This window comes from Noviherbaspirillum aridicola (assembly GCF_019656455.1).
GTDB lineage: Bacteria > Pseudomonadota > Gammaproteobacteria > Burkholderiales > Burkholderiaceae_D > Noviherbaspirillum > Noviherbaspirillum aridicola.
In genome coordinates this window covers 16,762-42,444 of the sequence record NZ_BPMK01000012.1, presented here as the reverse complement: position 1 = coordinate 42,444, position 25,683 = coordinate 16,762, and the positions used below count along the sequence as shown (strand labels likewise).

The following is a 25,683-nucleotide window of genomic DNA, read 5'->3' as shown; positions in this document are numbered from 1 at the left end:
TCTTACCAAAGAAGCGATTCTACTCTTCGATAAGAAAAATTTCCGTTCTGCCAGATGCGTGCCTGCAGTGAGGGGCGGCGGCCGCGCGGCTGCTCGGGCGGGATCAACTTGCACGTTCTGTTTTATCGGTGCAGTAGTGACCGAGGAACGAGCGCCGCGCAGCGATGCCCCTGTCCTTGCTCCGCGCGCCCTTGTGAAACGACACGTGGTCCGGCCGTTCAGCCGACGCTGGCGTCAAGCTCGCGTTTCACCCTGTCGTGAATGAAACCCGGGTTGGCCCGCTCTCTGATGCCGTCTGAAATCCAGGCCCAGGGGACGGTCTCGATTTCGTCCCGCAAGGCCGCGACCACATCCCGTGCCTCCTTGTCCGCGCCGCACAAGTAGCATGCGACCGCGAAGTGGTTCAGGCCGTAGTCGGAAAAGCCTCCGGCGATCGAGGAAAGTTTTTCCGCGAGGGTGTCTGGCGTCGCGTCGGCCCATGCATGCAGGGCCGCCGCCACTTCCTGTGCGCAGCGTCTGGTGCGTATCGTCTTTCGGGCGTCTTCCCCTGTCGCCAGCCGATACTCGCAATACGCCGCCGGGACCAGGCAGTGGATCAGGTGGCCGCCGGGCGCCCGGCCGGACGCCGTCCGCGCGAACCGGAACATCTCCTGATGGCTTCCGCCCCATTTCTCCGTGGTGGCGGCGAAATACTTGTAATGCGCCGGCCAGTGCAGCGGGGACCGCGACGTGGCGGCCAGAAAGAGGTGTTCGAGTTTCTTCCTGTCTCCATCGCCGCCGACCTCCGCATGTATCAGCCAGGCGAGGGGATCGGCGGAGGTCTTGTCCAGATCGGCCGCGATGAGCAAGGGTTCTTCCGCCCTGCCCAGGCTTTCGAGGAAGGGCCGCCATGCGTCGGCATCGACGTGTTCCGCATAACTGTCGCCACGGATCTTCCAGCCGCTGATGATGAGGCTGGCCCCGAGCACGGTATGGGCGAGTGAAGACCCGGACGCCGCCTGTGCCCATCGCGACGCGGCGGGCACTGCACCCTCATGGCAGGCAAAGCCGTAGATCAGTCGCTCGCGGTTCTCGTCCGTCGCGCCCGCGAGATACTGCTCGGCCTCGTGGTACGCACCCTTTTCCACCTTCGCCAGGAGGCGCGCGCCGATCGGCTGCGCACGATTGTCATTCACCACCGCGCGTGGTTTGAGACCGAGAGAGCTTAATAGCGACATCGCGAGAGTTTCTGCGGGACAATAATGTCGAGAATATCAGCAAAAAGGGCACTGCGCTCCTGATTGATGGGGCGCGAACAGGTACCGCCGGTCGGCGGAGTCCGCAACCCGCATCTTTCCACCCCATGGGACAATCGCGGCGCACACTGAAAAACAAGGAGACGCAATGGCAATCTGGAAAGCAGCAAAAACCATCGAGCAGCTGATGGCCGCCAACCACAACACCGCCGCCGCCAGCCTCGGCATCGAAGTCACCGCGGTCGGGGAGGATTCGCTCATCGCCCGCATGCCGGTCGACGCGCGCACGGTCCAGCCTTACGGCATATTGCACGGGGGCGCGTCGGTGCTGCTTGCGGAAACCGTGGGCAGCATGGCCGCCAACATGTGCGTGGATCCGGAGCGCAGCTATTGCGTGGGCCTGGACATCAACGCCAACCATCTGCGCCCGGCGACCGGCGGCTGGGTCACCGCCACCGCGCGCCCCTTCCATATCGGCCGCGCCACCCAGGTCTGGGATATCCGCATCGTCGATGACGCCGGCCGCATGGTCTGCATCTCCCGACTGACCATGGCGGTCGTTGCCAGACAGGCATCGGAATAATTGCAAATCAGGCATAATCGCGTGGTCCCGGCGGGCGGCCGGGGATCATTTCGCCGGCCGCGTCCGCGCCGGCAGCAAGGAAACCATGCGATTACGTGCCCATCTCACCCAGCTGGTCGTCGCGGCGCTTGCGCCGATGGTCATCGTGTCCGCGATCGCACTGAACAAGGTGAGGGAGCGGCACCGCGAAGCCGCGCTCGCATCCCTGCAGGAGACCGCGCGCGCCGCGTCGCTGCTGGTCGAGCGCGAACTGGTCGAGGTGCAGACCGCCCTGCGCGTGCTGGCCGTGTCGCAATCCCTGGCCGAGGGCGACCTCGAACGCTTTCACCAGAAGGCGACGGCGGCGATGAAGGGCATGCCGGGATGGACCATCCTGTACGACGATCAGGGGCGCCAGCTGGCCAATACCCGCGTGCCCTGGGGCATGGAGCTGCCTCCCCGCGGGGTCAATGTCGAGCAGTTCGGACGCATACTGCAGGAAGACCGTTTTCATATCTCCAGCCTTGCCTGGGCCGAGAACGTGCAGCGCAACGTGCTGCTGGTGGAAATGCCGGTCAGGCTGGGCGACCGCAGGTTCGTGCTGTCGCACGCCATCCTGCCCGAGCACATCAACAATACCTTCATTGAGCGCAGTATTCCCGGCAGCTGGGTGGTGGCGCTGTTCGACCGCGACGGCATCACGCTGGCGCGCAGCCACGGCGCGGAACAGTATGTGGGCAAGCCGGCCCGCGAAGATACGCGGCAGGCGATCCGCAGCGGCTACAGCGGCGTGCTGCGTCATGTCATCCGCGGCGAGGTCGAGGTGTACGACGTATTCGTGCATTCCCCGCTTTCCGGCTGGACCATCGCCGTCGGCGCGCCGGTCAGCGAGATCGACAGCGTGGTCAACCAGGCGGCGCTGATCTCCGGCCTCGGGCTGCTCGCCGCCATCGTCGCCGCTACCATCGCCGCATGGCTGATCGGGCGCCGGGTGTCGCGCTCGGTGCAGGGCGCCGTGCGCAGCGCCGCCACCCTCGGCCGCGGCGACCTGCCGGAGCCGCCCGCCCGTTCCGGTGTCGCCGAGATCGATGCCTTGCATCGCACGCTGCAGGAATCCGGCCGCATGCTGGCGCTGGAAAAGTCGCAGCGCCGGGCAGCCGAGGCGGAACGCAATGCGCTGCTGGAAAGCGAACAGCAGGCGCGCCGCGAGGCCGAGCGTCAGAACGGTGCCAAGGATCAGTTCCTGGCCATGCTCGGGCATGAACTGCGCAACCCGCTGGCGGCCATCACCAGCGCCGTCGAGGTGCTGGGCATCGACGGCGGCGGCGCGCGCGGAGAGGGCGCACGGACCATCCTGGCCCGGCAGGTGCGCCACCTGGAACGCATGGTCGACGACCTGCTCGATGTCAGCCGCGTCATGTCGGGCAAGGTCATCCTCGACAGGCAGCCGCTGGATCTCGCTGCCACCGTCAGCGGCTGCGTCGCCACGCTCAAGTCGACCGGGCGCGCGGAACGCCACGTCGTCACGCTGTCGGCGCTCAGGCCCGTCTGGGTGCAGGCCGATCCGGTGCGCATCGAGCAGGTGGTCAACAATCTTCTCGACAATGCCGTCAAGTACACGCCGGCCGGCGGCAGCATCCGCGTCGAGGTGCGTGCAGAAGGCGTGAACGCGCTGCTCTGCGTGCAGGACAGCGGAGTCGGCATCCCGGCCGAACTGCAGGCCCGGATCTTCGAAGTCTTCGTGCAGGGCGAACGCTCGCTCGACCGCTCGCAAGGCGGCCTGGGCATCGGCCTCGCCCTGGCGCGCCGGCTGGCGCGGCTGCACGATGGCGACGTCGAATGCCGCAGCGACGGCGCCGATGCGGGCAGCAGCTTCACCCTGCGCCTGCCGCTGGCGGCGGCACACCAGCCGGTTGCCGGCGAGACCCGCCGGCCGGCGCCCAGCTGCAGCGTGCTCCTGGTCGATGACCACGCGGATGCGCGCGACATGACCCTCGCCATGCTGGAAAACGACGGTCACCGCCCGCGCGCGGCCGTCGACGCGGAAGACGCGATCCGGCTCGCGCTGGCGGAGCGTCCCGATCTGGCGCTGATCGACATCGGCATGCCGGGCACCGACGGCTACGCGCTTGCGCGCGCTATCCGGGCCCGGCCCGAGCTGGCCGGCATCGTCCTGGTGGCCCTGACCGGTTACGGCTCGCCGGAGGACCGCGCCCGCAGCAGCGATGCCGGCTTCGATTTGCACATGGTCAAGCCGCTGACCCGCCAGAAGCTCGACACCGCCTGCGCGCTGCTCGATCGCGCCCGCCCGCTGGCCAGCGAGGCCTGACCCGACGCGCGCATTTTTTGCAAGATGCGTGCAGCGCTTGCACGCGTCGCCTTCGGATTTCGGCGCGCGCTGGCGGCGGACTACGCGGCATGCTTCCTGCTACGCCTCGGGCTTCCACGCTTCGACGGCGGCGACAGCCGCGTCCGCATCTCCCGACAGATGGCTCCTCGCAACGAACACGCCGCCGCATCGCCGGCTCCCGACCCGAGTCCGGTGCTCGGCGCGCAGGCGCTTGCCCTGTTCGACCAGGTGCCGACCGGTATCTGCATGATCGATGGCGGGGGGCGCATCCTCGGCGCCAATGCCTGGTTCTGCAGCCACATCGGCTACAGCCTGGAAGAACTGCGCGCATTGCGAGTGGCCGACATCACCCATCCGGAGGATCGGGACCGGGTGGACAGGGCCCTGCGGCAGCTGATGAGCGGGGAGACGCGCCACCACGGCCTCGACAAGCGCTGCCTGTGCAAGGATGGGTCGGTGCTCTGGGTAAACATCGACGCCAGCGTCGTCAGCGATAGCCGCGGCCGGCCCTTGCATGCGATCGCCAGCATGCGCGAGATCGAGGCGCAGAAGCGGGCGGAGACAGCGCTGCATGCCGGCGAGGCGCGATGGCGCGAGATGGCCGATGCGTTGCCGCTGATCGTGTGGTCGGCCCGCGCCGACGGCAGCCATGAGTATTACAGCCGTCAGTGGCAGGCAAGCACCGGCATGCCGCCGCAGGCGGCGCTCGGCGACGGCTGGCTCGACGCCATCCACCCCGACGACCGCCAGCATGTCCTCGAGACCTGGCGGCGCAGCGTGGATGCCGGCGAATCCTTCGAGGCCCAGTATCGGCTGCGCGACCGCGAGGGCGACTACCGCTGGGTGCTGGCGCGGGCGCTGCCCCTATGCGACGAACGCGGCCATGTCGCGCGCTGGATGGGCACCTGCTGCGATATCCATGACCAGCGGCTGGCGGAAGAGGAGCTCCGGAGCAGCGGCAGGCGCAAGAATGAATTCCTGGCGATGCTGGCGCACGAGCTGCGCAATCCGCTGGCGCCGATCAGCACCGCCGCCCAGCTGCTGAAGATATCGGCCGGCGACGAAAGACGGGTGCGTCAGGCGAGCGAGATCATCGGGCGCCAGGTCCGGCACATGACCGAGCTGGTGGACGATCTGCTCGACGTGTCCCGCGTGACGCGCGGGCTGGTGACGCTCGACAACGATGAATTCGACCTCAAGCAGGTCGTGGCCGCCGCCATCGAGCAGTCGCGGCCGCTGATCGAAGGCCGCCACCACGTGCTCAAGACACGGATGGACGGCCAGCCGGCGATCGCGCGCGGCGACCGCACGCGCATGATCCAGGTGGTCGCCAACCTGCTCAACAACGCCGCCAAGTACACGCCGCAGGGTGGCGAGATCACCCTGTCGCTCGACGTCCTGCGCGATCGCGCGCGGCTGAGCGTGCGGGACAACGGCATCGGCATCGAGCCCACGCTGCTGCCGCGCATCTTCGAACTCTTCACCCAGGCCGAACGCACGCCGGACCGCGCTCAGGGCGGTCTCGGCCTCGGCCTGGCCCTGGTCAAGCACATCATGACGCTGCACGGCGGCAGCGTCGAGGCGCACAGCGAAGGGCTGGGCCGGGGCAGCCTGTTCGCCGTGACGATCCCGCTGCCGGCGGATGCGGCGACCGGCACCCGGGACGAACACCGGGCACCGCCGGCTGCCGGTCCGCTGCATCTGATGGTGGTCGACGACAACCAGGACGCCGCCCACACCCTCGCCGCGCTGCTGGAAGTGCATGGGCACCGCGTCGTCGTCAGCCACAACGGCGCCGACGCGCTGGCGCGCGCAGCGAACGATCCGCCGCAGGTTTTCATACTCGACATCGGCCTGCCCGACATCGACGGCTTCGCGCTGGCGCGGCGCCTGCGCGCGATGCCGCGGACACAGTCCGCCCTGCTTGTCGCCCTGACCGGGTATGACCAGGAGCAGGACCGCGACCGGGCGCGGGAAGCGGGTTTCGACCACCATCTGGTCAAGCCGCTCGACATGGACCGCCTGTTCGCGCTGCTCGGCGCCAGACGCTAGCGATCGGGCGCGGCCGGGGCTGTTCCCCGCGGTCCGGTCGCGGGCCGCGCTTCGCGTGCAAGGGGAATCCTCGCGGCGCGGCGCCGTCATACCGTCATGTCCGCGCATGTGCTGATCACCAACGCCATCCTCTATGTCTTCATTCCGCTGTGGCTGCTCGCCGGCTTCGGCGACTGGCTGTTTCACCGCCGCACCGGGATCAGCCACAACGCAGGCCTGAAGGAAGCCGTGCTGCATCAGCTGATGCTGGCCGAGGTTGGCCTCCCGCTGCTCGCCGGCCTGTTCCTTGAAATCAACGCCTTGCTGCTGGCGCTGATGATCGCCGGCTTTCTGCTGCATGAGGCCACCGTGCTCTGGGACCTGCGCTACGCGTCGAGCCGGCGCACCATCGCGCCGGGCGAACAGATCGTCCACAGCTACCAGGAGCTGCTGCCGCTGATCCTGCTGACCCTGGTGGCGGTGCTGCACTGGGACCAGTTCCGGGCGCTGCTCACGCTGAGCGGGGAAGCGCGATTCGTATTCGAGTGGAAGCGCGATCCGCTGCCCGCGGCCTATGTCTGGACCGTCATCGTCGCCGGCGTGCTCCTGATCGGCATCCCCTACACCGAGGAGCTGTGGCGCTGCTGGCGCGACCGCCACGGCGTTCCCCCGCTTGATACGGCGCAATGATGCGCGGCCGCGACAGCCGGGCGCTTGTCGTAGACAAAATGCTATTTGTCAATGCGGGGCCGTGACAGGGGGGCGAGAATCGCAGGCCTGTCACGCAAATGCGAAGCAGTCTCATCGCCACTTGCGCTAGCTTAAAACCGGACTGGATGCCGCGCCGAATGAAGCCCACACAAGCTCTCGCCTACCGCCCCGATATCGACGGCCTGCGCGCCATCGCCGTACTGGCGGTCATCGCCTTCCATGCCAATTCCGACCTGCTGCCCGGCGGCTTCATCGGGGTCGACGTCTTCTTCGTGCTGTCGGGCTTTCTGATCACCGGCCTGATCTACAAGTCCCTGGAGCAGGGCAGCTTCAGTTTCGGCGACTTCTACCTGCGCCGCATCAAGCGCATCCTCCCCGCGTATATCGCGGTGGCGCTGGTGACGCTCGGTTTTTCCTCCTGGCTGCTGATCCCCAACGACTACATCTTCTACACCACCTCGCTGGCGGCCTCCTGGGCCTTTGCCTCGAACGTGTTTTTCTCGATGCTCAGCTGGGGCTATTTCGGTCAGCGCACCGAGGAATTTCCGTTGCTGCATACCTGGTCGCTGTCGGTCGAGGAACAGTTCTATTTCATCTTCCCGGTGATACTGATCCTGCTGCACCGGTACGCGCGCCGCTGGCTGGTGCCGCTGCTGCTTGCGATCGGCGCGGCCTGTCTCGCCTTTTCGCAGTGGAAGATCGGCGAGGTGCGCTCCTATTTCCTGCTCAGCTCGCGCGCACACGAACTGATGATCGGCGCGCTCACCTGGTTTGCGTCGCAGCGCCTGCCGGCGCTGCGCCCCGGTGCCGCCCTCGCGGCGGGAACGGCCGGGCTCGGCATGGTGCTGGCGTCGATGCTCGTGATCGGCCAGGACACGCCTTTTCCCGGCCTGAACTCGCTCTACCCCTGCCTCGGCGTGGCGCTGCTGATCTATGCCGGCCGTACCGGCACACCCCTGCGCGCCGCGCTGGCGAGCAAGCCGATGGTCGCGGTCGGACTGATTTCGTATTCGCTCTATCTCTGGCACTGGCCGATCTTCGCATTCCTGCGCTACCGTCGCATCGATCTCAGCCTGGAAGTCGCCGCGCTCGCCGTGCTGCTGACCTTCGCGCTGGCCATCCTCACCTGGAAATTCATCGAACAGCCGATACGCCATCGGCGCGAACTCGGGTTCAGGCAGGCCGCGCTGCGCTATTACGTGCTGCCGGCAAGCGCCTTCCTTGCGGTCGGCCTGTATTCCTACGCGAGCGAGGGCATGCCGGAACGTTTCTCGGGCGAGATGCGCGAGCTGATCTCCAGCTATTCCTTCGAGCGCGACCTCGGCCGGCTCTGCGCGGTGCGCGAGGGCGACGAGCGCGAGATCGACAGGCAATACCTGGAGCGTCATTGCGCCTGGGGCGACACCACGCGGACATCGGCCTCGCTGCTGCTGATCGGCGATTCGCATGCGCATCACTTCAAGCCATTCATGCAGCAGCTCGCGACCGCGGCCCACGTCAGGGGCGTCTACCATGTGCAGGGCGGCTGCTTCCCGACCACCGGCGTGCTGTCCGCGACCGGCGCCGAAGGCACTACCTGCGAGCGGCGCAATGCGGCGCTGCTCGCGCTGGCCGGTCATTACAGGTACGTCGCGCTCGGCGGCCAGTGGGCCACCCATCCGTCCCTGGCGTCGCTGGAGAAGGAACTCGGGATCGTGGTGGAGAAGATCATCGCCGCCGGCGCCACGCCCATCATCCTCAAGGACAACGCCGACTTCGAGCCCGACCTGTCCCAGTGCGTGCTGCACCGCAAGCGCGGCTGGCTGCCGGCCGATACCAACTGCCATATACCGCGCGCGCACATGGAGAAAACCCAGGGTCCGGCGGACCGCATGATCGATGGCCTGCAGGCCCGGCATCCGAAGCTGCTCGTGATCGACCCCAAGCAGGTCATGTGCGATGCCCGCGAATGCAAGACCTGGTCGGGCAACATGGCCTTCTACAAGGATTCCAACCACATCAATACCCGCGCCGCGCTCTACCTCGGCGACCGCTACAACGCGGAGATCGGCAATCCGCTGCAGGGCGCCGACGGCGCACGGCCGCTGCACATGCAGACGCACGCGCTGGCCGGGCAGCAGTGGGGCAGGCGGTAAGCAGCCGGAATCAGCCCCCGAAACGCACGTTCAGCACACCGAGGCTGCCAAAGCTCACCGATACATCCTGCTCCGCCGGCACCTCGAAGCTCGGCACGTAGGAGCCGGTAATCACCGCCTCGCCCGCCCGCAGTCCCCGCCCGCATTCCCGCAGAAAATTCGCCAGCCAGTAAAGCGGCAGCAGCGGATTGCCGTCGGGATGGGCGGCGTCGAAGCGCTGCTCGCTTCCCGCGGCCGACACCGCGATCGGCATCGATGCCGCCTCGCGCGCCGCGCCGGCGTCGATGCGCGGGCCGATGTAGAGGCCGTCGTTGAGCAGCCGGTCGGCGAGGTGTTCGGCGAAGGGCACTTCTTCCGGCTTTTCGTAGCGGCTGCCGATCAGCTCCAGCGCGAGGTGCACCGCGCCGACCGCCTCGTCGATCTCTGCCGGCGCATAGGGCGCGGTCCGCGCAGGAAGATCACGCGCGAGGATGAAGGCGAGTTCGGGTTCGATGCGCACCATGGTCGCCCGGGCCGGGGCCGGGCAGGGCGACGAGTGCCGTATGCGGTCCGCATGAATCGGCGCCACGACGAGCTTGCCCGCGCCCGGCGTTCCGCATTTCCAGCCACCGATCCGCGCGCCGAGGGCTTCGGTCGTCCTCTCCTGGATGGCGAGGGCGGTGTCGATATCCGCAGGGCGGCAGGATTCGGGCAGGCGCGGCCCGGCGGCTTGCTGCCGCTGGCGTTGCGCCAGGATGGCGGCGGCGGATTGAACGAGAGCGTGATCGTGCATGGGACGGCAGGGGCGGCAGGGAACGGAAAGCAGGATTGTATGCCGCTTCGTCATCCCGCATCGTCCCATCGGCGCCTGCGGCGAACGGTGTTCGCGCGGCGAGCGGGCGATGAGCGGGCGGTGGAACCCGCCGGCGGCCGCCGCCACTCACCGGCTTCGCATTCAATCGAGATCATGACCATGCGCCTTTTCGCGTCGATCGCCTCCAGGACGCATTCCCGCTTTCATTCCGGCCAGTCAGAACGTTCAACTGGTGCCGCGGCGGCCGCTCCACCGGCGGCGCCCGCGGCTTCGCGCCATCCCGCCCGCGCGCAGTTCACGGTTCGTCACCGTGAGCGCCGGCAGATGGATTCCGGACACCGGGACGCGATCGCCGCCGTGGACCGGGAACTGGCGCTTGCGGTGCAGGCTCCCGTGCAGGACGACCATCGCATCAGCCAGGCGCTCGGCGACGTCCTGGACCTCGGATGTTTCCGGCCCGCGTGTCGCATGGAAGATATTGAGCCGCTGTTGCAGCCTCTCGAGGCACGTCCGCTGGACGCCGACGACGCGACGATACAGGCGCACGCGCGCGACTTTGCCGAAAGCGTCGTTGCGCGCCGTCCGTCGGGGCCCGCTGCGCAGTCGGCCCGCACGGAGGTCGACAGGATCGCCGGGCTGGCGCAGCGGTATCTCGCGTCGAACCGGTCCGACGCCATCTCCTTCTATCAGGAGGCCGCATCCGAACCCGGCCGGCGCCAGCCGCAGAAAATGGCACTGGAAACATTCGCGCAAGCCTTGCCCCTGCTGCGGGACAGTGAACGGAAGGTGGCGCTGTTGAAGCGGCTTATCGACGTCTTGCCGAACCTGGAGCATCACGCCGTGGTGGCGCGGAACACGCAGCGGCGCGGCCTGTTCATCCTCGAGGAGGCGATGCAAGGCCTGAGTCCCGACCACAGGGCCGAGCTTATCGAACATCTGCTGAAGAACATAGGCGGTCTCAGCACCGCATTCAGTCGCCGTTACCCGCCGGTGGCGATGAAGCTGCTGGGCCAGACGGCGAAAGGAATGACCACCACCGGCGCGCCGCTCGCCGTCACCGCCGGCATGACGGGCATCGGCATGGTCTCGGTGCCGTTGATCGCGGCGTCCGCCGGGGCCTTCGTGGGGGTTCTCGCGGCGGCCGGCGTCGCCACCTATCTCGGCATCGGCAAACAGGCACAGGGCACCGCGCTTTACCTGCTGAAACGGGAACTGGCCGGCCTCAGGAAGGATTGGGCCAGGGTGGATGAGGCACGCCGGGCAAGTCTGGCGCGGGAGTTCCGGAACCTGCGGGAGAATTCCGAACAGCTCGACGGGACGAAGCACACGACGCTTTTCCAGTTCTTCAGGGATGACTTCATCGATCCGGCCAATTTTCCCGCGCCGGGCGGCCACGCGGTGAGCGAGGCGATGAGGCGGCAGGGGCAATATCTCCGCGCCAAATTCGCGGCCGCGCATGAGGGCATCGGCGCCCATGCCGGCCATTACTGGACACGCCTCCACCCGTCCGTCCGCCCCGCCATTTCGCCTCCGCCGAACGGCGCCGAGCGGGCGCTCATGCAAGTCGTCGACGCGCTGTGCCGGGAGGCGAAAAGAATGAAGGTGAGCGAGGCAGGCATTCCCGATCGCTTCCTCGAGAATCTCCGGACGCATTGCAGCCCTGGCGGAAGGTGGGCCGGCATCCTCGAAGCATGCTTCAGGCACATGCGCGGGATGGCCGAGTATCAGAACGAGTCGACCCGCCCCGGCGTGCTCCGGGAGCTGATGGCCATGATCGATCGCCTCGCGACGGGAGACGCCGAATTCGTGCAAGAGTTCGTCGTCCAGGCCGAGCAGGCGCCGGCGCGTTGCGGAAACAATGCGAGGGACACGTACAACGCCATGTGCGACGCGGTGGTATATGACAAGGCGAGGCGGGGCGAGGACGGCTTCAAGGATGCCGGGGCGCTGGTCGGGCATGCGCGCCAGGCCTTCATCCGCCGGGCGCTGGCGGAAGCGACGGCGAGATGTATCGACGCCTGGCGGCAGGCCGGGAATGAACGCATCACACCCGACATCGAGGTGGACGTCGGCCTGCTCGCCGAAAGCGTTCTCGGCCGGCGATTCGGCCTCGGGAATCCCGTGCGGAACATGGACAACCGGTCCTCGGTCAGCCATGTCACCAGGCATGAACTCGCAGGCATCGAGGCGAGAGCCAGGGAGATCGTCGACGATGAGGACATGCTGCTCGACTTCCTGGCGGAATGGAAGCCGCTGAGGGATGTGATCGCGCGCGATCCCGGCTTCGGGGCCGCGCTGGCCGAGCGCATCGCATCGGCCCGCGCCGCTTTCAGCGATCGGGATGGCCGTCCCGTGCCGGACGGGCAGATCGTGGAAGCCGCCGACGAAGTCGTGAAGGTGGAGAAAGAGGCGACGGCGGACTTGCTGCGCACGCGCATCCGGAACATCCTGAACCTGGCGTCGGACTCTGCCGCCACGGACGGCGGCGCGCCGGGACCGGACGAGGCGCTTGCGGCGCCGGACGGCGCACACGCCGTCGAGCCGGCTTGGGTGAGGCAATTGCAGTCGCTGCGCAACCCGGAGGATGACGCGCGTGATGAGCGCCGGGTGGCGGCGGAAGTCATGGCGTCTCAGTACGCGGTCCCCGATTCCCCGGCGGCGGTCATCCGCCCCGATGACCTACCGTTCCCGCTGGTCGAGAACCCCGGCGGCGGAGACTGCCTCTTTCTGGCACTGGAGGCGCCCGTCGCCGAAACCCGCGCGGCGCTCAGGCGCGCGATCGAAGGCCGTGAGGATGACGAGCGGACGCGGGGAATGAATGCGCAGAGCGTAGCGGCCGCGCTTGCGCAGATGCCCGCTACGGCGCATCGCGCCGCCGCACTCTCCGGCGGCGTCCACTCGGTGCCGAATGCCGTGTATGCGGAAATGGTCGGCACGGCGGGCGTCTATGCCGGCGAAGACGAGCTGACGCTCTACAGCGGCCTGCCTGAAAACCGTGGCAAGAAGATTGTCGTGATTGACGCCGACAGCAAGGTCCTGCTTATCGCGAACGGCACCCGGCAGGGCCTCGAATATGAGGTCTCCGACCGTCGGGCGGCGCTCGGGCGGTTCGTGGAAGAGGCCGACATCGCGCTGTACAAGACGCCGGACCACTGGCGGCGGCTGGCCCGCCCGGCGTAAGCGGCGGCTGCTGCGGGGGCGGCCGGCGGTCGTCGGCGGCGGCGCCGCGCGTGGACCGGAAGTCCGCGCGATGGAACCGGATCGCGCGCGCGCGGCACTCAGCGATTTTGGAGGGGCCGAAGGCGCCGCTTGCACGCGCCGTGGGGCCTTTCCTTCACCAGCCCGAGGCCACGACCATGCACATTCCCTCAATGACCGCCTTCCTGTCGCCCCTGCGCCGTCACCTGCGGGCGAGTGAAGCACAGCCGCAGCCGCACTCGTCCCGGCAGGCCGCGCCGCCCGCGCCCGCGGCAAGCCGACAGGTGCACAGGCCGGAGAACGGCGGCCGCCCGCATTTCAGGATCGAGCATGCCGAGCGAAGGCAGATACAGTTCGACCAGTTCCGGGCGATCCTTTCCGTGGACCGGACCATCGAGCACGCCGCACGCGGCGAGCGTCAGGAACCTGACCGGGTATATGCCGCGCTGAGCGGTTTGCTCGACGCCGATTTCTTCAGGCCGGCGAATGAAGCGCATCCGCCCGAGAAGTATTTCGATCAACTCCACGCCTGTCCGCTGGACGCCGACGACAAAACGATCCGGCAACACGCGCAGCGTTTCGCGGAGCGGGTCGTCTCGTTCAGGCAGGCCCGGTATGAAGTATCGAATCCTGTAAAGCCAGTTCCCGATGCGAAGGACGTCGCCAGGATCGCCGGGCTGGCAGAGCGGCACCTCAATTCCAACAGGGTCGACGGCCATTCTTTCCGCCAGGAGGTCGCGATCGATCCCAGGCGCCGCCTGACGCAGAAGATGGGACTCGAGACCATCCTGCAATCCTTTCCGCTGCTGCAAAACGAGAACCGGAAGGTCGATCTGCTCAAGAAGCTGATCGATGTGCTTCCAGATCTGCAGCAAAACGCGGTCCTGTCCCGCAACGTGCAGCGCCGCGGTCTGTTGGTACTGGAAGAACTGATGTCGTCCCTGAGCCCGAACGCCCGGGCCGAGATCCTCGAGCACTTGACGACGAACATCACCCAACTCAGCACGCAGGCGAGCCGTCGCTACTCGCCGCACCTGGCAAACCGGGCGATGCGCGGCCTGGCCGTCGCCCATGTCGCGGCGCTGCCGATCATCATGTCCGGCGTCGCTGTCGGCGCCACGGCGATCACCGCGGCATCGGGCGGTGCGGCCGCGGGCACGATCGGCCTGTTTGCGCTGGCCGCCTATCTCGGCACGAAAAAACAAGTCCAGGGAACCGCGCTGTATCTGCTCAAGCGGCAGTTGTCCTCGCTCAGGAAGGACTGGAGCGAGGTGGACGGCACGCACCGGGAAAAGCTGACGCGCGCGTTCGAGGGATTGCGCGGGCAATGGCGGAATCTCGACGCCACGAAGCTGACGACGCGCAACGCGTTCTTCAACGACGACTTCATCAATCCGGCCAGATTCCCCTCCCGTCCCGCGAATCCGGTGTCGGAAGCGGCAAGACGCCAGGGGAACCGCATCCGGGCGCAGTTGCGGGGGCGGTTTGAGCCGCGCATGGAGCAGAGCCGCGGCGCGGCCGTCAATCCGGCCCCCGTATCGGACCCCTCCAGACCGTCGCAGCCGCAAAGCCAGCAGGAGCAACAGCTCATGGAGGTCGTCGCCATCCTCCGCAGGGATGCGATGCGTATGAATCTCTGCACTACCGACCTGCCGGCATCGTTTCTTGAGAATGTGCGTCTTCACGCGGGCGGAATCCCTCGCTGGGACAGCATTCTGTTCCAGTGTTTCAACCGCATCTCCGCGCTCGCCGACTACGAGAACGAGGCAACCCGTCCCGGTCTCCTGCGACAGGTTGTCGCCATGACGGACCGCCTCGCCAACGGCGACCGCGGCTTTGTGAGGAAATTCATCGAGATTGCGCTGGACGCGCAGGGTGATTGCGGCAACAGGGTACAGACCGTGTACCAGGACCTGCACTTCCTGGTCGCCTGGGACGAGGCGATGAAAGGCAAGGACGGATTGAGCAAGCCAGCCGTCCTGCTGGCCCTGGCGCGCCAGGGCTTCATCCGGCAGGTGATACAGAATGTGATGACCGAATACATCAACGAGCGCCGCATGCAGGGCCGCCAGCTGGTGACGCCGCGCCAGGAGGTCGAAGCCGCTCTGCTCGCGGAAATTGCGATGGGCAGGCGGCTCGGCTTGCGCGATGAAGTCCGGGACATGCGCTTCAAGGGTACCGTAGCCGGTATCTCGCGGCGTGACCTCGCAAGGGTCGAAGAGAGGGTGAAAGCGGTCATCGAAGACGACGGGGTATTCTTCGATTATCTGCTGACCTCGCCATCGGTGATCGCAGTGATCGAAGCCGATCCGGCCTACCAGGCAGAGCTGGGGCGCCGCGTCGCGCCGCATCGCGCGGAATTCGAGGCGCTGGCCGACAAGGCACTCGCAACCGGCAGCGAGCAGGACGAGCGAGCGCAGGAGGCTGCGGGCACCACGGTGACGGACGAGGAATACCACGCGGCCGCCAAGAGGGTGATGGAGATGGAGAAGGAGATCGCATCCACCCTGTTGCGGGAGCGGCTTGAGGCCATGGTGAGCAGTTACGGGCACGGCGCCTCGCGCGACGCCGCGCCGGCGGCCGACCAGGGCGAGGGCACCGCGAAGGTCGAGGCGGAGCCGCCCATGCCGGAGTGGCTGACGACGCTGATGTCGATTGCGCGCCCGGGCGACGACCTGGCGCATGAACGCGAGGTGGCGCGCGAGACCATGCAGTATCAGCACGCGGCCCGCGATCCTTCGCTCGGCGGCATCGCGCCCGCCGACCTGCCGTCGATCCCCATCGAGAATGCCGGCGGCGGGGATTGCCTGTTCCTGGCGCTCAATGAACCGGCGACGGAGATACGGAACGCACTGCGACAGGCGATCGAGGCCCGCGAGGATGACGCGGCTGCCCGGACGAGAAACGCGCACAACATTGCCTCCGCGCTGTCGCAGACCCCCGAAATGGCGCACCTGGCGGCGGACTTTGTCGGCGGCCTGCATCAGGTGCCGAATGCGGTGTACGCGGAGATCGTCGGCACGCCGGGGATCTACGCCGGCGAAGACGAGCTGACGGTCTACAGCACGCTGCCCGCCAACCGCGGCAAGATCTTCCTGGTGATCGACGAGGACGGCACCGTCCTGCGTATCCAGGACGGGAGCCGGACCGCCGTCCCCTACGATGCCGCCAGCAAGCAGGCGGAGCTGAAGCGGCTCGTCGACGAGGCCGACGTCGCGCTTTACAAGACGGCAAACCACTGGCGGCGCCTTCCGAAGACGACGTGAGGCGGACCGCCCGCCCGGCAGGCATGTTCCGGAACTCGCATCCCGGCGCCGCATCCAAACCGGGTCCGCGCGGTGCCGCGGACGGCGGCGCCGGCGGAAACCCGGACATGTTCCGCCGCCGCCTTTCAGACAAGCCGACAAGACGGCCCGCGTCGTCGCCATGACTGCGGCGGAGCAGCCCACGGAACGAATACGAATGTCAGGAATCTTCCCTCAATTGCCGGTCATCCCCGCCTTGGACGTCGCAACGACCGTGTGCGAGTGGGTGATGCCGAAGACCGTCCTGCCGCAGCGGCACTATGCGCGCACCTGCACGGCGCTGCCGCCTGGCCGGCCCGACTGCCTGTCGGTCAGCATAGAACACGGCGACGAGGGCACCGAGCGCAGCGTGGCCGCCCTGTACGGCGAGCGTGCCTGCCTGATCCACTATAGCATCGAGCGGGGCTGAGCGACCAAGCGGCCGAGCGACCTGGTGGCTGTCGCCAGCCCGCCGGCCTGCGGCTAGAATCACGCACTGAAAATTCTCCGGGCGCCGTCGACGGCGCTCGGATCCGTCGCGGTCCCGTTCTTCGAGTCACTGATGTCATCCAGGCAGTACCTCCTCGCAGCATCGCTGCTCGCCCTCGCTCTGCCACTCTCCGCCGGAAACACCCCCGACAGCAGTCCGGGATTTCGCGCCTGTCCGCAGTTTTTCGCCGGCGCCGCCTCTCCCCGGGTGAACAAGTCATTCCAGGTGCCGCCGCGCGCGCTCTGCTATCAGGCGTTCGCGGTCTTGTATTCGGGCTTGTCGAAAACGCCCGTGTTCGTGGCCGAACGGCTCAGCCGCGCCCAGCTGTCGGACGCCAGGGACGAAAAACGCACCAACCGCTTCTTTGCCGACGCCCGCCTGCCGGTCGCCGAGCGGGCGCAGCTCGACGATTACAGGGGCAGTGGTTATGACCGCGGCCACATGGCGCCGGCGGCGGACATGCCCGACGCGCGCGCGATGGCACAGAGTTTCTCGCTCGCCAACATGGTGCCGCAGGCGCCGAGGAATAATCAGAAGTCCTGGGCGGGCATAGAAAGCGCCACCCGCAAATATGCGATGCGCGCAAAAGGGGACGTGTACGTGATCACCGGTCCGGTGTATCGGGGCAAGCCGAAGACGATAGGCCGCGGCCGCGTCTGGGTGCCCGTCTATCTGTTCAAGCTCGTGTATGACCCCGCGACCGGCCGCGCGTGGGCGCACTGGATCGAAAACACGGATCAGGCGCGCGCGGGCAGGCCGATCAGTTATGAGGAACTGGTCAGGCGTACCAACATCGAGTTCCTGCCGAAAGCCCGGCCGAAAAACTGAGCGGCCGGGAAAGGGAGCGTAGGCCGCGACCCGTTCCGGCCGTCCTGCTGCTAGAATCGGCAGCTTTTTTCAGGAAGGTTTTTCATATGCTGGCTGCGTTCTGGGCCTTACTGGCCATGGCTGTGCTCGCGGGAGCGGGTTATTCCCACTACAGGTATCGGGTGAAATACAACCGCTACTACGCGCGCCTGTTTTCGCGCGACCCGCAGGAGCGTGCGGGCGCGACCCTGCCCACCTTCAATCCCCATGTGAAAACAGCGGCCGTGCTGACGGTGCTCTGCATCCTGGCGCCCGTTTCGCTCGCGCTCTAGCATTCGCCGCCTGAACAACCGGTTCGGCGCCCGCCAGACCCTTCCCGACCGGCACTTGTCGGCGTCGAAAGACGTCGCTTCCCCAGCCAGCGTCCGGCCACCGGGCAGTACGTTGCGCACCGCCATGTAATCGGCCATGTAATCCGCCGCGTAATCCGCATCGCGGTCCTCAAGCCCGCGCTTTTTCCTCGCCCCGCAATTAACCGTCAATGAAGTTCGCGCTTGCGCCGGCCGCCAGGAGGTGCTATACAGTTGCATATGCAACGATTGCATATGCAATGAAAGGAGCCGCGCAATGTCGCCCACCGCCGCAGGTACGAAGCCGCAAGGCTGCACCAACTTCAAGCTGCGCCAGCTCACGCGCCGGGTTTCCCAGCATTACGACGCCGAACTCGCCAGGACCGGCCTGAAGACGACCCAGTATTCCCTGCTGTCGGTGGTGCTCCGGCTCGGGCCGGTACAGCCGCGCGAGCTTGCCAGGAACATGCGCATGGATGCCTCGACCCTCAGCCGCAACATGAAGCCGCTGGTCGAGGCCGGCCTGCTGGAGGTGCTGCCGGGCAGGGACGAACGCAGCCGCAGCGTGGCCATCACCGAAGCCGGCCGCGCGCGGCGCGAGGAGGCGCAGCGCCACTGGCGGGCCGCCCAGGACAAGATCAACCGGGTGCTCGGCGTCGACCGCGTGCTCGCCCTGCACGCGCTGATCGATGAAGCGCTTGCGCTGCTGTCCCCCGAGGAGACCGATGATGAGTGATGCACACGGCGGCGGCGCCCGGCAAGCCGCGTTCTGGATCGTACTGCTGGCCGCGGCCGGCACCTTCGCGCTGACGATGGGCACCCGCCAGACCATGGGCCTGTTCCTCAGCCCGCTCAATACCGCGACCGGCCTCGGCATCGGCAGCATCAGCCTCGCCTTCGCCTTCGGCCAGCTGTGGTGGGGCCTGACCCAGCCCTTCGCCGGCGCCTTCGCCGACCGCGTCGGCGCGGGACGCGTACTGTTCGCCGGGATCGTCCTGGTGGCGATCGGCACGCTGATCACGCCCTGGATGCAGAGCACCGCCGGCCTGGTCTTCGCCATCGGCGTGCTCGCCGCGGGCGGCGCGGGCATGGCGGGACCGGCGGTGCTGATGGCCACCGCCAGCCGCATGATTCCCGCTGAGAAGCGCGGCCTCGCCAACGGCGTCATCAATGCCGGCGGCTCCTTCGGCCAGTTCGTGATGGCCCCGGTCGCCGGCGCGCTGATGGCCGCCACGGGCTGGATCAGCGCGATGCAGGTCCTCGGCCTGATCGTGCTGCTCGCGCTACCCGCCGCCTTCCTGCTGCGCGGCGCGCCGCAGGCGGCCGGCCCGCAGCAGCCGGCACTCGGCACGCGCGAGGCGATCCGCGGCGCGCTGCGCGAGCCGAGCTACCTGATGCTGGCCGGCGGATTCTTCGTCTGCGGCTTCCATGTCGCCTTCCTCGCCACCCACCTGCCGGGCGTGATCGCCGGCTGCGGCCTGCCCCTGCAGTACGGCGCATGGGCGCTGGCGGTGATCGGCCTGTTCAACATCGTCGGCAGCGTCGCCATGGGATGGGCGGTCGGCCGCTGGCGGATGAAGTCCCTGCTGTCGCTGGTCTACGCCACGCGGGCGGCCGCGGTGCTCGCCTTCCTGCTCGCACCGAAGACCGGGACCGTGGTGCTGCTGTTTGCCGCGGTCATGGGCCTGACCTTCCTGTCGACCGTGCCGCCGACGGCGGGGCTCGTCGCCAAGCTGTTCGGCGTCGGCAACATGGCCACGCTGTTCGGCATCGTGATGCTGTCGCACCAGATCGGCGGCTTCCTCGGCGCCTGGCTCGGCGGCCGGGTGTTCGAATTCACCGGCAGCTATGACTGGCTCTGGTACGTGGACATCATGCTCGCGGTCGGCGCCGCCCTGATCCATCTGCCGATACGCGAAGCGCCGATGCAGGCCAGAGCGGCGGTGCGGGCATGAGCGCCGCACTCGACCCCCGCACCCGGCGCCTGCTCGAAGGCCCGATCGTGCCCACCCTGCTGCGCCTCGGTGCGCCGAACGTGCTGGTGATGCTGGCCCAGGCCGCGGTCGGCCTGATCGAGACCTGGTTCGTCGGTCGTCTCGGCACCGAAGCGCTGGCCGGCATGTCACTCGTGTTCCCGGTGGTGATGCTGATGCAGATGACCTCTGCAGGAGCCATGGGCGGCGGCATCGCCTCGGCCATCGCCCGCGCGCTCGGCGCACGCCGCAAGGCCGATGCCGACGCGCTGGTGCTGCACGCGCTGCTGATCGCGGTGCTCTTCGGCCTGCTGTTCATGGGCGTGGTGCTCACGGGCGGGCGCTGGCTGTACGCATCGATGGGCGGCACCGGCGCGGCGCTGGAGGCGGCGCTCACCTATTCCAACTGGGTATTCGCCGGCGCCATCGTCGTCTGGATCTTCAATTCCCTGTCGGCGGTATTGCGCGGCACCGGCAACATGGCCGTGCCCGCGATCGTCACCGTCGGCGGCCTGCTGGTGCTGGTGCCGCTGTCGCCGCTGCTGATCTTCGGCTGGGGTCCGGTCAGGGGAATGGGCATCGCCGGCGGCGCCGCCGCGCTGCTCGCCTACTACCTGCTCGGCAGCCTGATCCTGGGCGCCTACCTGTGGGCCGGCAAGAGCGTGCTGCGCCCCTCGCTGAGAGGGCAGGCGCTGCGCTGGCCGCTGTTTGCCGACATCCTGCGCGTGGGCTTGGCCGGCACCGTGTCCACCGTGGCCACCAATCTCGCGATCGGCATCACCACCGCGCTCGTCGGTAGCTTCGGCACGGCCGCGATCGCCGGCTACGGCACCGGCGCGCGGCTGGAATACCTGCTGGTGCCGCTGGTCTTCGGGCTCGGCGCGCCGCTGGTGGCGATGGTCGGTACCTGCATCGGCGCCGGCCAGCGCGAGCGCGCCCTGCGCGCGACCTGGGCGGGCGCCGCGCTGTCGTTTGCCATGGCCGAGACCATCGGCCTGCTCGCCGCGGCGTTTCCGCATGCATGGCTGTCGCTGTTCGACGCCGATCCCGCGATGCAGGCCGCCGGCGCGCAATATCTGCGGGCGGTCGGGCCGTTCTACGGATTCTTCGGTCTCGGGCTGGTGCTCTACTTCGCCTCGCAGGGCGCCGGACGCCTGTTCTGGCCGGTCACCGGCAATGTGCTGCGGCTGGCGGTGGCGGCGATCGGCGGCTGGCTCGCACTGAAGTTCGGCGGCGGCCTGCTGCTGGTGTTTCTCGCGCAGGCGCTGGCCCTGCTGGTGTATGGCAGCGTCAATGCGGCGGCGATCGCCGGCGGCGCCTGGTTCGGCCAGGTGGGATGGCCGCGCCGGACCTCGGCCCTGCTTGCCCGTTTGCATGGCATGCCGGGAAGCTGACGCGGCCGCCCGGCCAGAACTCCGCCGGGGTTTCGGGTTCAAAAAGCTGCCGCGGGTGCAAAGCCTGCCCGCGGCGACGACATCCGCAACCACGGGGAAGGGTTATGCAGACCATTGCCGACATCATGAGCTACGGGCTCGCCGCGGCCACGCCGCAGAGCAGCCTGAAGGATGCGCTGGAGCGCATGCGCGACGCCCGCGTCGGCGCGCTGCCCGTGCGCGAGGACGAGCGCCTGGTCGGCATCGTGACCGAGGAGGATATCCGCCAGCGCGCCAGCGCGGACGAGGCCGACTGGGACAGCAAGCCGGTGGCACAGGTGATGACGCAAGACCCGGTATGGTGTTTCGACGATCAGCCGGCCGACGACGTCCTGCTGCTGATGGCCCGGCATGCGGTCCGGCATGTCCCGGTGCTCGACCGCAACATGCGGATAGAAGGAATGGTTTCCCTCACCGACATGGCCAACCGCGTGGCCGGGTTCTCCGACGAGGTGCGCCAGGAAGCCGAGCGGGTGTTCGGCCCGGAGCAGCTGGCGTCGACACCGACGCATGGCCACCGGACCTCCACCAGCACCGCGGACGGTCGCTTTTGAACGGGGGCGGCATGAAGCGGCACTCGCCCGAACGCGCGCGCGCGTGCCTGCGGGGACGCCATGGATGATTCCGGGGATCTGAACGCGCGCCTGGTCGAGGCGATAGACGGCTGCGATGCGGCGGCGGTGCGCGCCTGCCTGCGCGAGGGGGCCGACCCGGGTACGCTGGACGAGGAGGGCTGGCCGTTGCTGCAGCGGAGCGCGGGCTGCAGCGACGTCGAGGTCCTCAAGGCCTTGCTGGAATGCGGGGCCGATCCGAATGCCAGGACACGGGACGGCAGCACCACCCTGATGATTGCCGCCACGCTCGGCAACCGCAACGCCGTCGGCGCGCTGCTGGCGTCGGGCGCCAACACCCTCGACCGCGACAACAACCAGGCGACCGCGCTGATCTATGCAGCCAACAACGGGCATGCCGAGATCGCGGAAGCGCTGCTCCAGGGCGGCAGCGACGTGCACGCGCGGGAAGCGGACGGCATGAGCGCACTCCACGCGGCATCCGGCCACGGCCACGTGGCGCTGATGCGTCTGCTCGTCGACTGGGGCGCGCTCGTCGCCGATACCGACCGCTACGGCATGACGCCGCTGCTGCTCGCCGCCGGCAACGGTCATCGCGAGGCGACCGAAGTGCTGCTGGCGGCCGGCAGCGACACCGGCGCCCGCGACGAACTCGGCTACACCGCATTGCACTGGGCAGCCAGATATGGCCATGTGGCGGTGGCCGAGTGCCTGCTAGCCGCCGGCGCCGACCCCGGGTTGCGCGACAGGCGCGGCATGAGCGCGCTTCATATCGCGTCCGGCGCCGGTTACGAAAACATGGTGCAGACCCTGCTCGGCGCCGGAGCGGATCCGCGGGCGCAGGAAGAGCAGGGATGGGCGCCGCTGCACCTGGCCGCCGCCAACGGCCATCCCGCGGCGGTCAGGCTCCTGCTCGACGCCGGCACCGATCCCTCGGCCGCCGGCGCCTCGGGCCGCACCGCGCTGCACCTCGCCGCCGCCAACGACGACACGGTGCTGATGCAATTATTGCTGGATGCGGGCGCCGCGATCGAGGCGCGCGACCGGCACCACTGCACCGCGCTGCATGTCGCGATGAGCGAGCAGAGGCGGGATGCGCTGCGCCTGCTGCTGCAGGCCGGTGCCGAGGTCGACGCCAGGGAGACCGAAGGCTTCACCGCCCTGCACATGGCCGCGGTCGGCGGCGATGCGGTCAGCGTGCCGCTGCTGATCGGCGCCGGCGCCAACGTCAATGCCTGCGACGACGAGGATTGCCTGCCCTTGCATCTTGCCGCCGCGGAAGGGCAGCTTGAAGTGGTGCGCATCCTGCTGGCCGCCGGCAGCAAGCTCGATGCGCGCGACAGGGATGGCTATACGCCCCTGCATTTCGCGGCGATGCACGGGCACATGGAGGTCGCCGCCGAACTGCTCGCCGCCGGCGCCTCGGCCGCCGTGCTGGATGGCGACGGCGGCACCGCCGCCGCGCTGGCGAGCGATCCCGAGATCATTGCCCTGCTTGCCGCCGCGAACGACGCCGCGCCCGCCGGCCGCGCCGCCGATGCCTCCGGTACGGCGCCGGCATGATGCGCGGGGCGGCGAACTCGCCGCCCGGGCCGCGTTCCAATCCTGTCCCACATCCCGCCCCACAGGAGAACAGCATGCAGGCAATCTCGGAAGTCATGACGCGCGACGTCGCCACCGTCGGCCCGAACGACACGCTGCAACAGGCGGCTCAACTGATGCGCGACTGGAACATCGGCGCCGTGCCGGTGTGCGACGGCAGGCGGCTGGTGGGCATGATCACCGACCGCGACATCACCATACGCGCCACCGCCGAGGGCAGGCGGCCGGACGAGGTCCAGGTCTCGGAAATCATGAGCGACGAGGTGCTCTGGTGCTTCGAGGATCAGACCGTGGGTGAAGTGCTGCAGCAGATGGGTGACCGGCAGATCAGGCGGCTGCCGGTGGTCAGCCGCAACATGGAGCTGGCGGGCATGGTCGCGCTGGGCGATCTGGCCACGCGCGCCGACGCCGACACAGACAGCACCTTCGAAGACATCTCGGCGCCGCAGCCGCCGGAACGCCCGAGCACGGGCAAGCAGCCGAGCCGCCACTGACGGCTTACCGGCCGGTCGCCGGCGGCGCGTCGCGCGCGGAGCCCCGCTTTGCGTCCTGCGCGTCGTCCGGCTTGCCGCGGCGGGCTTCGCCCTCCTTGCGGCGCTGCGCATCTTTCCTGTCGCCCTTCTGGATCATGCTCTTCGTCGGTGACTCGCCGCTGGTGCCGATGCTGTCCTGCGGGCCGACCGCCTCCGCCTCCACCTTGGTCGGATCGGAAGCGCTTCCGCCCGGGACCTGCGCGAACGCCGTCCCCGCCGTCGCCAGTATTGCAAGCGCTGCAAGCCTGCGCGTTGCCATGTGCCTTCTCCTCGATGCAGGCCGGCCGCCCGGGCAGGAATGCCGGAGGCCGGATGCTGAAATCGCTTAGAAGCCGTCGGCGGGCGAAGTTCAAACGCCTGCTACGACAGCACGGGTGCGTTCTGGAAGGGGCGGCAATCCAGGGGAATATCGATGGCGAAGGTGGTGCCGCGCTCCTGGTCGCTGTCGACGTCGATGCTGCCGCCGTGGCTTTCCGCGACGCTGCGCACGAAGGGCAGGCCGATGCCCCAGCCCTGTTTCTCGCCCTGCCTGGCCGCGGTCGCGCGGCGGAATACCTGGAAGATGGACTCCACCTGGTCCGGCGGGATCGGATCCCCGCGGTTGTGCACCGACAGCAGCAGGCGTTCGTGATACGTCTGGTAAGAGATGCGCACGGGCGTGTCGGGCGCGCCATACTTGACCGCATTGCTGATCAGGTTTTCCAGCGCGCGCTTGATCGCGTCGCGGTCCCACCAGCCGTGCACCGACGGGCCCGTCAGCTCGAATCTCGGGCCGAACACGGTCGCGGCCTGCTCGCAGACATCCCCCGCCAGTTCGGCGATGTCGAAGCAGGACGGATGCAGCGACATTCTCTGCCCGCCCTGAAACACCGCGGTATCGAGCAGGTCCTGAATCATCTTGTCGATGCGGCCGAGATTCTCGACGATCTTGCCGGCGACCTTCTCCAGTTTGTCGAAGTCCCGCAGATAGGGAATGACTTGCGCTGATGCCGTCGCGGCCGCGAGGGGACTGCGCAGGTCGTGCGCCAGCGTGGCGACGAACTGCTCGCGGAAGGCCGCCTGCGCGAGCGAAAACGCGGTGGCCGACTCGCGTACCGCGCCATCGATCGCGGTGCTGATGATGCGCACCTCGTGGGTGCCGAGCGCGACGCCGTGCTGCTCAAGCACCTCGAAGATCGTCGTCCTCAGAATCTGGTACTCGCAGATCACCGCCGTGACTTCATAGTTCGTCAGCCGCGCGCGCTCGCCGCCATGCTCCATTGCCGCCGACGGCGTGACGCTGGCGGCCCCGGTTCTCGGATAATCCGGCGTCAGCGCTTCGGCGATGTTGTCGTAGAGCGTCGGCAGCGTGTTGATCAGGATGGGGTGAGGAAGCGAGCCGGCGCCCTTGACGGATGAGCTGACTTTCTTCATCCATTCCGCAAAGACAGGTTCGCGCAGCTCGAGCATCCTGAGACTCAGCGGCGAGAGGCCGCGCGCATCGGTATTCTGGTCGCTTGCTAAGGTCATTCGGTTTCCTTCGGTGTCACGCCATGCGTCGCCGACTCGCCGCGGGATGGGTCACCCGAGACCTCACTTTGCGCCATGCGGCCGGCTTGTCAAGCACAGCGGCCGGAGTCATTGC

20 protein-coding genes are annotated in these 25,683 nt (G+C 68.0%); 16 read left to right on the top strand and 4 right to left on the bottom strand.

Annotated elements, in window-relative coordinates; all coding sequences use genetic code 11:
* Positions 1-218 precede the first annotated feature (218 nt).
* Positions 219-1,175 carry a hypothetical protein gene (locus tag NCCP691_RS14085; RefSeq protein WP_220809178.1) on the bottom strand — a complete coding sequence of 319 codons (957 nt, stop codon included), beginning with the start codon at positions 1,173-1,175 and terminating at the stop codon, positions 219-221.
* Between the two features lie 208 nt (positions 1,176-1,383).
* On the opposite strand from NCCP691_RS14085, the gene NCCP691_RS14080 reads away from it, so the two are divergent.
* The 5 genes from NCCP691_RS14080 (at position 1,384) to NCCP691_RS14060 (ending at position 9,024) form a co-directional block, all read left to right on the top strand.
* Positions 1,384-1,818, top strand: coding sequence for a hotdog fold thioesterase (locus NCCP691_RS14080; protein ID WP_220809177.1), 435 nt, complete (start codon positions 1,384-1,386; stop codon positions 1,816-1,818).
* Between the two features lie 85 nt (positions 1,819-1,903).
* The gene (locus NCCP691_RS14075) at positions 1,904-4,126 is read left to right on the top strand and encodes a hybrid sensor histidine kinase/response regulator (RefSeq protein WP_220809176.1); all 2,223 of its coding nucleotides are present in this window, start codon (positions 1,904-1,906) and stop codon (positions 4,124-4,126) included.
* Between the two features lie 24 nt (positions 4,127-4,150).
* A complete protein-coding gene (locus tag NCCP691_RS14070; RefSeq protein WP_220809175.1) occupies positions 4,151-6,199 on the top strand; it encodes a PAS domain-containing hybrid sensor histidine kinase/response regulator in 2,049 nt (682 codons plus the stop codon).
* Between the two features lie 96 nt (positions 6,200-6,295).
* On the top strand, positions 6,296-6,868 hold the full coding sequence (locus NCCP691_RS14065) for a diguanylate cyclase (RefSeq protein ID WP_220809174.1): 573 nt from the start codon (positions 6,296-6,298) through the stop codon (positions 6,866-6,868).
* 158 nt (positions 6,869-7,026) lie between these two features.
* Positions 7,027-9,024: an acyltransferase family protein gene (locus NCCP691_RS14060; RefSeq protein WP_220809173.1), complete on the top strand. Its 1,998-nt coding sequence runs from the start codon at positions 7,027-7,029 to the stop codon at positions 9,022-9,024.
* Positions 9,025-9,034: 10 nt separating this feature from the next.
* Here NCCP691_RS14060 and NCCP691_RS14055 read toward each other — a convergent pair whose 3' ends face one another.
* Complete coding sequence (locus NCCP691_RS14055; protein ID WP_220809172.1) at positions 9,035-9,526, bottom strand: hypothetical protein; 492 nt, start codon at positions 9,524-9,526, stop codon at positions 9,035-9,037.
* 51 nt (positions 9,527-9,577) lie between these two features.
* On the opposite strand from NCCP691_RS14055, the gene NCCP691_RS14050 reads away from it, so the two are divergent.
* The 11 genes from NCCP691_RS14050 (at position 9,578) to NCCP691_RS14000 (ending at position 24,020) form a co-directional block, all read left to right on the top strand.
* The gene (locus NCCP691_RS14050) at positions 9,578-12,997 is read left to right on the top strand and encodes an NEL-type E3 ubiquitin ligase domain-containing protein (protein WP_220809171.1); all 3,420 of its coding nucleotides are present in this window, start codon (positions 9,578-9,580) and stop codon (positions 12,995-12,997) included.
* 176 nt (positions 12,998-13,173) lie between these two features.
* A complete protein-coding gene (locus NCCP691_RS14045) occupies positions 13,174-16,281 on the top strand; it encodes an NEL-type E3 ubiquitin ligase domain-containing protein (protein WP_220809170.1) in 3,108 nt (1,035 codons plus the stop codon).
* Between the two features lie 268 nt (positions 16,282-16,549).
* Positions 16,550-16,729, top strand: coding sequence for a hypothetical protein (locus NCCP691_RS14040; protein WP_220809169.1), 180 nt, complete (start codon positions 16,550-16,552; stop codon positions 16,727-16,729).
* A gap of 132 nt (positions 16,730-16,861) precedes the next feature.
* Positions 16,862-17,617 carry a DNA/RNA non-specific endonuclease gene (locus NCCP691_RS14035; RefSeq protein WP_220809168.1) on the top strand — a complete coding sequence of 252 codons (756 nt, stop codon included), beginning with the start codon at positions 16,862-16,864 and terminating at the stop codon, positions 17,615-17,617.
* A 116-nt stretch (positions 17,618-17,733) separates the two neighbouring features.
* Complete coding sequence (locus NCCP691_RS14030) at positions 17,734-17,928, top strand: hypothetical protein (RefSeq protein ID WP_220809167.1); 195 nt, start codon at positions 17,734-17,736, stop codon at positions 17,926-17,928.
* Between the two features lie 295 nt (positions 17,929-18,223).
* Positions 18,224-18,682 (top strand): MarR family winged helix-turn-helix transcriptional regulator, encoded by a 459-nt coding sequence (locus tag NCCP691_RS14025; protein ID WP_220809166.1) that lies wholly within the window; start codon positions 18,224-18,226, stop codon positions 18,680-18,682.
* Positions 18,672-19,901, top strand: a complete 1,230-nt coding sequence (locus NCCP691_RS14020; protein ID WP_238482441.1) for an MFS transporter — start codon at positions 18,672-18,674, stop codon at positions 19,899-19,901. Before NCCP691_RS14025 ends, NCCP691_RS14020 begins: the two co-directional genes overlap by 11 nt.
* Positions 19,898-21,313, top strand: a complete 1,416-nt coding sequence (locus NCCP691_RS14015) for an MATE family efflux transporter (protein WP_220809165.1) — start codon at positions 19,898-19,900, stop codon at positions 21,311-21,313. Before NCCP691_RS14020 ends, NCCP691_RS14015 begins: the two co-directional genes overlap by 4 nt.
* Positions 21,314-21,417: 104 nt before the next feature.
* A complete protein-coding gene (locus NCCP691_RS14010) occupies positions 21,418-21,906 on the top strand; it encodes a CBS domain-containing protein (protein ID WP_220809164.1) in 489 nt (162 codons plus the stop codon).
* Positions 21,907-21,966: 60 nt separating this feature from the next.
* Positions 21,967-23,487: an ankyrin repeat domain-containing protein gene (locus NCCP691_RS14005; protein ID WP_220809163.1), complete on the top strand. Its 1,521-nt coding sequence runs from the start codon at positions 21,967-21,969 to the stop codon at positions 23,485-23,487.
* Between the two features lie 74 nt (positions 23,488-23,561).
* A complete protein-coding gene (locus NCCP691_RS14000; RefSeq protein WP_220809162.1) occupies positions 23,562-24,020 on the top strand; it encodes a CBS domain-containing protein in 459 nt (152 codons plus the stop codon).
* A gap of 4 nt (positions 24,021-24,024) precedes the next feature.
* Here NCCP691_RS14000 and NCCP691_RS13995 read toward each other — a convergent pair whose 3' ends face one another.
* Together NCCP691_RS13995 and NCCP691_RS13990 are read right to left on the bottom strand one after the other, a co-directional pair.
* Entirely contained in the window at positions 24,025-24,318 is a 294-nt protein-coding gene (locus tag NCCP691_RS13995; protein ID WP_220809161.1) for a hypothetical protein, read from the bottom strand.
* A gap of 101 nt (positions 24,319-24,419) precedes the next feature.
* On the bottom strand, positions 24,420-25,568 hold the full coding sequence (locus tag NCCP691_RS13990; RefSeq protein WP_238482440.1) for a sensor histidine kinase: 1,149 nt from the start codon (positions 25,566-25,568) through the stop codon (positions 24,420-24,422).
* Positions 25,569-25,683 lie beyond the last annotated feature (115 nt).

Coding starts and splice junctions, on each gene's coding strand:
- NCCP691_RS14080 (WP_220809177.1), top strand. CDS start 1,384: ATGGCAATCTGGAAAGCAGCAAAAACCATCGAGCAGCTGATGGCCGCC.
- NCCP691_RS14035 (WP_220809168.1), top strand. CDS start 16,862: ATGTCATCCAGGCAGTACCTCCTCGCAGCATCGCTGCTCGCCCTCGCT.
- NCCP691_RS14030 (WP_220809167.1), top strand. CDS start 17,734: ATGGCTGTGCTCGCGGGAGCGGGTTATTCCCACTACAGGTATCGGGTG.
- NCCP691_RS14045 (WP_220809170.1), top strand. CDS start 13,174: ATGCACATTCCCTCAATGACCGCCTTCCTGTCGCCCCTGCGCCGTCAC.
- NCCP691_RS13990 (WP_238482440.1), bottom strand. CDS start 25,568: ATGACCTTAGCAAGCGACCAGAATACCGATGCGCGCGGCCTCTCGCCG.
- NCCP691_RS14055 (WP_220809172.1), bottom strand. CDS start 9,526: ATGGTGCGCATCGAACCCGAACTCGCCTTCATCCTCGCGCGTGATCTT.
- NCCP691_RS14075 (WP_220809176.1), top strand. CDS start 1,904: ATGCGATTACGTGCCCATCTCACCCAGCTGGTCGTCGCGGCGCTTGCG.
- NCCP691_RS14005 (WP_220809163.1), top strand. CDS start 21,967: ATGGATGATTCCGGGGATCTGAACGCGCGCCTGGTCGAGGCGATAGAC.
- NCCP691_RS14010 (WP_220809164.1), top strand. CDS start 21,418: ATGCAGACCATTGCCGACATCATGAGCTACGGGCTCGCCGCGGCCACG.
- NCCP691_RS14040 (WP_220809169.1), top strand. CDS start 16,550: ATGCCGAAGACCGTCCTGCCGCAGCGGCACTATGCGCGCACCTGCACG.
- NCCP691_RS14020 (WP_238482441.1), top strand. CDS start 18,672: ATGATGAGTGATGCACACGGCGGCGGCGCCCGGCAAGCCGCGTTCTGG.
- NCCP691_RS14025 (WP_220809166.1), top strand. CDS start 18,224: ATGTCGCCCACCGCCGCAGGTACGAAGCCGCAAGGCTGCACCAACTTC.
- NCCP691_RS14060 (WP_220809173.1), top strand. CDS start 7,027: ATGAAGCCCACACAAGCTCTCGCCTACCGCCCCGATATCGACGGCCTG.
- NCCP691_RS14000 (WP_220809162.1), top strand. CDS start 23,562: ATGCAGGCAATCTCGGAAGTCATGACGCGCGACGTCGCCACCGTCGGC.
- NCCP691_RS14015 (WP_220809165.1), top strand. CDS start 19,898: ATGAGCGCCGCACTCGACCCCCGCACCCGGCGCCTGCTCGAAGGCCCG.
- NCCP691_RS14070 (WP_220809175.1), top strand. CDS start 4,151: ATGCGTGCAGCGCTTGCACGCGTCGCCTTCGGATTTCGGCGCGCGCTG.
- NCCP691_RS14065 (WP_220809174.1), top strand. CDS start 6,296: ATGTCCGCGCATGTGCTGATCACCAACGCCATCCTCTATGTCTTCATT.
- NCCP691_RS14050 (WP_220809171.1), top strand. CDS start 9,578: ATGAATCGGCGCCACGACGAGCTTGCCCGCGCCCGGCGTTCCGCATTT.
- NCCP691_RS13995 (WP_220809161.1), bottom strand. CDS start 24,318: ATGGCAACGCGCAGGCTTGCAGCGCTTGCAATACTGGCGACGGCGGGG.